Annotated in this window: 6 protein-coding genes; 5 read left to right on the forward strand and 1 reads right to left on the reverse strand. The window is 62.4% G+C overall.

Annotated elements, in window-relative coordinates; translation table 11 throughout:
* Positions 1 to 262: 262 nt before the first annotated feature.
* Positions 263 to 667: a GNAT family N-acetyltransferase gene (locus tag R1101_RS26970; protein ID WP_157179164.1), complete on the reverse strand. Its 405-nt coding sequence runs from the start codon at positions 665 to 667 to the stop codon at positions 263 to 265.
* A gap of 180 nt (positions 668 to 847) precedes the next feature.
* Here R1101_RS26970 and R1101_RS0115195 point away from each other — a divergent pair, with 180 nt between their 5' ends.
* The 5 genes from R1101_RS0115195 to R1101_RS26980 all read left to right on the forward strand — a co-directional run bounded on the left by R1101_RS0115195 (position 848) and on the right by R1101_RS26980 (position 5531).
* The gene (locus R1101_RS0115195) at positions 848 to 1741 is read left to right on the forward strand and encodes an SMODS domain-containing nucleotidyltransferase (RefSeq protein WP_016934249.1); all 894 of its coding nucleotides are present in this window, start codon (positions 848 to 850) and stop codon (positions 1739 to 1741) included.
* On the forward strand, positions 1731 to 2315 hold the full coding sequence (locus R1101_RS26975) for an SLATT domain-containing protein (RefSeq protein ID WP_016934250.1): 585 nt from the start codon (positions 1731 to 1733) through the stop codon (positions 2313 to 2315). Before R1101_RS0115195 ends, R1101_RS26975 begins: the two co-directional genes overlap by 11 nt.
* 599 nt (positions 2316 to 2914) lie before the next feature.
* Positions 2915 to 3511, forward strand: coding sequence for an SLATT domain-containing protein (locus R1101_RS0115205; RefSeq protein ID WP_016934251.1), 597 nt, complete (start codon positions 2915 to 2917; stop codon positions 3509 to 3511).
* A gap of 2 nt (positions 3512 to 3513) precedes the next feature.
* Positions 3514 to 4827: a nucleotide-binding domain-containing protein gene (locus R1101_RS0115210; protein WP_037223689.1), complete on the forward strand. Its 1314-nt coding sequence runs from the start codon at positions 3514 to 3516 to the stop codon at positions 4825 to 4827.
* Between the two features lie 98 nt (positions 4828 to 4925).
* Positions 4926 to 5531, forward strand: a complete 606-nt coding sequence (locus R1101_RS26980) for a hypothetical protein (protein WP_016934253.1) — start codon at positions 4926 to 4928, stop codon at positions 5529 to 5531.
* Positions 5532 to 5594 lie beyond the last annotated feature (63 nt).

Genomic DNA, 5594 nt, shown 5'->3' on the forward strand with positions numbered 1-5594 from the left:
CGGACGCAGACAATCGCCAATTACATTACGCGCCAACCACATAAACCGATATCGTCGGACTAACGTTCGCATTACGCCGGTAACACACCGCCCACCAACACAATTAACAACAACCATTGCGCCACAACATATTTCAAAAACACACCGAAAACAGCACCAAAACCACCCCCACACCCGCCGGCCCCACCCCCGGGCCCACACCGGGACATGCCATCACCCCAGCTCACAGCACTGAACCACACCCCACACAGGGCGATACTCCTCAGCCCCGCAGCGTCACCGCGAACCGCTCGACACCCGGATACAACTCCCCCAACGACTCCACCTCGAACCCCAACGCCCGATAAAAACCCACCGATTCGCTATCGGTCTGCGCCTCGACCACCCCCGAACCACAATGCTCGCCCACCCACGCGATCAGCGCCGTTCCCACACCCGAACGACGAACCCGCGACGCAGTAGCGATATGCACCAACTCGGTTCGATCACGGTCGGGGATGTAGCCCACCACACCGACAACCTCCCCGTCAGCACGAGCCACAGCCACATCCACCTGCCCGAGCCGGTACGGCTCCAACGCCTGATCCACACGATCGCTACCCCCACCGATCGCCAACTCCAACAACGCAGCAACCGCTGCGTCCACACCCACCACCGATTCGACCACCCACACAACCATCGCCACACACTACGACGACCCGCCCCCTGGACATGACATCACCCCAGCTCACAGCACACATGAATCGTCCCGATGCAGCAGGCGGCTGTGCCGGACAGGTGACCGGTTCGCCTAAAATGGACATCCTCCGGTCTTAACCCTGGGTCGGAAGTCAAAAAGGGGGCTGGATTGAGTACGTCGTCGCGGTTCGAGAAGTTCGTGTCCAACATCTCGCTGACCCAGATCGAGCGAGATGAAGCGACGGCGCGGAGCAACGCTGTTGCGAAGAAGCTGCACGACCACTACTACCCGACGCGCGCCTACACCGGCGATACCAAGTTGCTGATTGGCTCACACGGCAAGCGGACTCGGGTCCGACCCGTCCGCGACGTCGACATGATCTTCCGCATTCCGTCAGCGACGTTTACGCGTTTCAACGACTACGCCTCGAATGGTCAGTCCGCGCTGCTTCAAGAGATCCGGAGCATCCTGCGTACGCGGTTCCCATCGACGAATGTGAAGGGCGACGGGCCGATCGTCCTCGTAGATTTCGCCAACGGACACACCGTCGAGGTGTTGCCAGCTTGGCACTACAAGAATGTGACTGAGGGGGTAGACCGGTACTACATTCCGCACACCCGCGAGGGCGGGCGCTGGAAGCTGTCGAGCTATGCCGAGGAGTTCCGCAACGTCGATGATTCAGACGCGGCATCGTCCGGCCAGACCCGCCGGCTGATAAAGATGATGAAGGTCTGGCAGCAGTACTGCAACGTGCCCGTCAAGTCGCTGTGCCTTGAGCTGCGGGCAGTCAGGTTCCTCGCAAGTTGGTCGAATCGAGGCAAGTCGTCGACCTGGGACGACTACATGGTTAGAGACTTCTTCGAGGAGCTCATCGACCGCGCGAACTACTACTGCGAGATCCCTGGGATCACTGAAAAGTGCTACTACGGTGATGCCTGGCTTAGCAAGGCAAGGACTGCGCTCGCGAACGCGCAGCGGGCATGTTCGTTCGAGGCAGCCGGCGACGAGTACAACGCCGCAGTTGAGTGGAGGAAGATCTTCGGTGCGCAGTATGGATTCTGACGGAAACCTGGACGTCATCCGTGAGACCTTCGGTCGGGTCGTCTATACGCACAAGACTCATGAGAAGGACCGCGAGATCGCTGCAAAGAAGGCGGCGAGGATGAAGTGGGTCAACATCGCGCTGACGGCCCTGACTTTCGGTGGCGTCGTCGGTACGGCAACGATCGGTCAGACAGGATTTCTCATGGTGAGCGTTGTACTGGCCACCCTAACGCTCGGATTCACGGTCTTCCAGCTGAGCTTCAACCCTGCGGAGGATGCGTCGCGACACCGCGCCGCCGCGAAGAGCTTCCTATCCATCCGCGATCGGTATATCAACCTGATAGCGGACGCGGCCGCGGGAATGTCGCCTGAAGAGATTCGTGCCCAGCGAGACGAGCTGCAGCAGGAACTCGACGACCTCTACCAACATGCCCCCGACACGAGCGCTGCCGCCTACGAGAAGGCACAGAAGGCTCTGAAAGACAACGAGGAGTTGACATTCAACCCGGGTGAGATCGACGCGTTTCTTCCAGAGGGCCTCCGTTCGAACCAATGCGGCTGCCACCATCAGCGTCCCGCACCATCGCAGTAGCAGGACCTCAATAACTCGCTCGCCAATTTGTCAAGATGTAGCCCCTGGGAACCCGTATGCGCAGCGGTCAACTGAACGTTGCGTCCCGTTGATGTACCCCGGGGCGGGTCCCCGATCGACTATACGACCAACTCAATGCGTCCTTGCACGGTTGCACGCAGGGACCAGGTCCGCGGGCTCGGCATTCCACTCGTTGACGCGCTCGACCGCACGGCGAATCCCGCGGGCGCGCGGCCTGGACGTCGACCATCCATGGCCCAAGATGGGTACCCCACAAAGCTCGGGGCGGCGCGCCAAGCGAACGACGTTCGGATAGAACTGCGTTGAACGAGTGCGACATCAACCTCGATGCCCGTCCCCGGCCAGCGGACCTTGGCTGCCCTCCCTACCGCTGCGCCCGCTAGTCGGACGGAGCAGCGGGCGCACCATGATCGACTCGTTCGCGTTCAGGGCGTCGTCACGTCCGCGGCAGTCGGCGGTGCCGGCTCGTACGCGACGCCGAGTACGCCGTTTCGACGTGTCGGTGGCCACCGCCATACTCAGAACCGGCGTGCTCACTTGTGGAGCGCGCTTTAAAATTTTCGAAGGATCGGAGCGAATTGACCGACGAGCAAGCTGCGGTCCCAGACTGGGATCCCTACCTGCTTGCGCAGGTGCGCGAATCATTCGGACGAGTGGTGTACAGCCACAAGACTCACGAGAAGCAGGCCGACATCTGCTTCACCAAGCATCGGTGGCAGCAGGGTATTCTCATCGGCCTCACGGCGGTCAGCTCCGGCACCTTCCTGGCCGCAGTGGCCGGCCTGCTCGGCAGTGCGATGCTGACCACTCTCGCGACCTCGTTCATTGCACTTCTGGTCAGCTGGATGAGCTTGGGGGCGACGACCTTCAATTTCAAGGAGGAGGCCGACGCCCACCGGGGGGTCGCCTCCCGACTCTGGGACGTGCGGGAGTCCTACATCTCGCTCATCGCCGATCTGATGTCCGGCGAGATCTCCGACGCGGACGCCAGGTCGCGGCGCGACAGGTTGCAGGAAGAAGCGCGCGAGGTCTACGCGACCGCGCCGCGGACAAGCGGCACAGCGTTCTCCCGCGCCCAGGACGGGCTGAAGAACAACGAGGAGATGACGTTCACCTCGCGCGAGATCGATCTCTTCCTCCCGACGGCGCTTCGGCTCGATGAGGGCGGGGTGTGACCATGAAGACGTCCGAAATCTTCGACACGCTGCTAGCGAACCTGAAGGTAGGGGAAACCGCAGCAGCGGTGGCCGCGCGCCGGGACGAGATCACCAAGGCACTCAACAAGGACTTCCGCTCCAAGAACGCCTGCACCGACTACAAGCTGATGGTCGGATCGTTCGGCCGGCACACCGCTATCAAGGGCGTGTCCGACCTCGACATGATCTTCATCCTCCCTCCCGGGATCCGCTCCGGCTACAGCAACGAGACCGGCCCGCGCCGGATGCTGGAGCGAGTCCGCGACGACCTCCAGGCTCGGTACCCGAACACCTCGGTCCGGGTCGACCAGTGCGTCGTACGCGTGCAATTCACGAGCAACGCCTTCAAGTTCGAGGTCCAACCCGCGTTCGAGAACGCCAACGGCAGCTTCGACTACCCGGACACGAAGGCCAATGACTGGAAGCCCACCAAGCCGCGCAAGGAGATCGCGGCGACGAAGGAATGCAACGACCGCACCTCGACAAACATGCGCCACCTCGCGCGGATGGTTCGGGCGTGGAAAAACGCGAACGGCGTGAACATGGGTGGCCTGCTCATCGACACCCTGGTCTACAACTTCTTCGCGCAGACCACCGACTACGACTCGGCGGGCACCGGCTCATTCGACCTCATGGCCCGCGACTTCTTCGCATTCCTCAAAGACGAACCGGAGCAGGACTACTACCTGGCGCTGGGCAGCCGACAGCGAGTGAACGTCAAGGCGAGGTTCCAGCCGAAGGCCAAGAAGGCGTACCACCGCTGCCTCGAGGCGATCGAGGCCGAAGGCAAGGCCGCGGCGAACAAGAAGTGGCGCGATATCTTCGGGACGTCCGTGCCATTGGCCACGACCGCGAGCGAGGCGGCCAGGTCGTACCGGAACACCGAGCAGTTCATCGAGGACCGCTTCCCCGTCGACGTCACAGAGACGGTGGTCATCGACTGTGAGGTGACGCAGGCCGGCTGGCGTCCAACCTGGCTCCGTGCAATGCGCCGCGGCGGGCTCCTCCTCAAGGCCGACAAGAGCCTGAGGTTCGTTGTCACCAGTTGCTCGGTCGAAGAGCCCTACACCCTGAAGTGGAAGGTACTCAACCGTGGGCCGGAAGCCGAGCGACGAGACGCGATTCGAGGGCAGATCGTCGAATCGACCAGGCCGAACACCCGGGTGGAACATTCGAACTTCAAGGGCGAGCACGTCGTCGAGTGCTACGTCGTCAAAGACGGCGTCGTCGTCGCCCGCGACCGGATCGACGTGCCGATCAGCAACACGAGCATCAAAGAATCCGCCGGCACGTAGACATCTCGGCACGAAACCAACTCGAGCTCAGGATTCACGCCGGTGCAGGTGGTCCCGCGAAGCTCATCTAGGACTCAGTGCGACCGAAGGATAGAACCATGGAACGGCTGATCGACTTCTCGCGCGACCGGCACATGCTGTGCGGATCCTGCGGTCAACAGTTCCTCGTCGACTTGGACTGGATCGACCGATGGAAGCAGGGACAGGAGAAATGCCCCGGCTGCGCCCTGACATGCGAGCACGAGGACGCGCCCCGAGTGACGATCGATCCCGCAGACCCCGCGCTGAACGACGACCTCGTCGCGCGGCTGTCCTGGTACCACACAAGCACCCATCCGAACTGGCCACCAAAGAACTTCGACCCCGCGGCGAGTCTGACTGCCGAAACCCGACAATTGATGGGTGGTGACCGACAGGTCGCTGCCTGGGCCGCTCGCCAGAGGAGCAAGGCCCTCCATGTCGGCACATACGAGGCCGCCATCCACAACATGCTGCGGCGCATCGAAGGCCAGGCCGATCACGGCAGCCAGTTCTACCTCTATCGCGTTCGCCTCGAACCGACAGTCAGGGTGCGAGCCGACTGGCTCATCGACCCCGGAACTTCGTCGGCGACGTCGCGCTCGACGAGGCCTGCCCGCCGGGAATCGACGTCAGCCGCTACCTCAACTATCACGAAGACCCCGGCGGGATCTCCCTCGCACTAGGAAAGGACGCTATCGCCGGCGTCCAGCGGGTCGCCGTCCCGCTCGCCGACACCTGGGACGAGG

Source organism: Rhodococcus sp. R1101 (assembly GCF_000278445.1).
In the GTDB taxonomy this organism is placed as follows: Bacteria; Actinomycetota; Actinomycetes; order Mycobacteriales; family Mycobacteriaceae; genus Rhodococcus; species Rhodococcus gordoniae.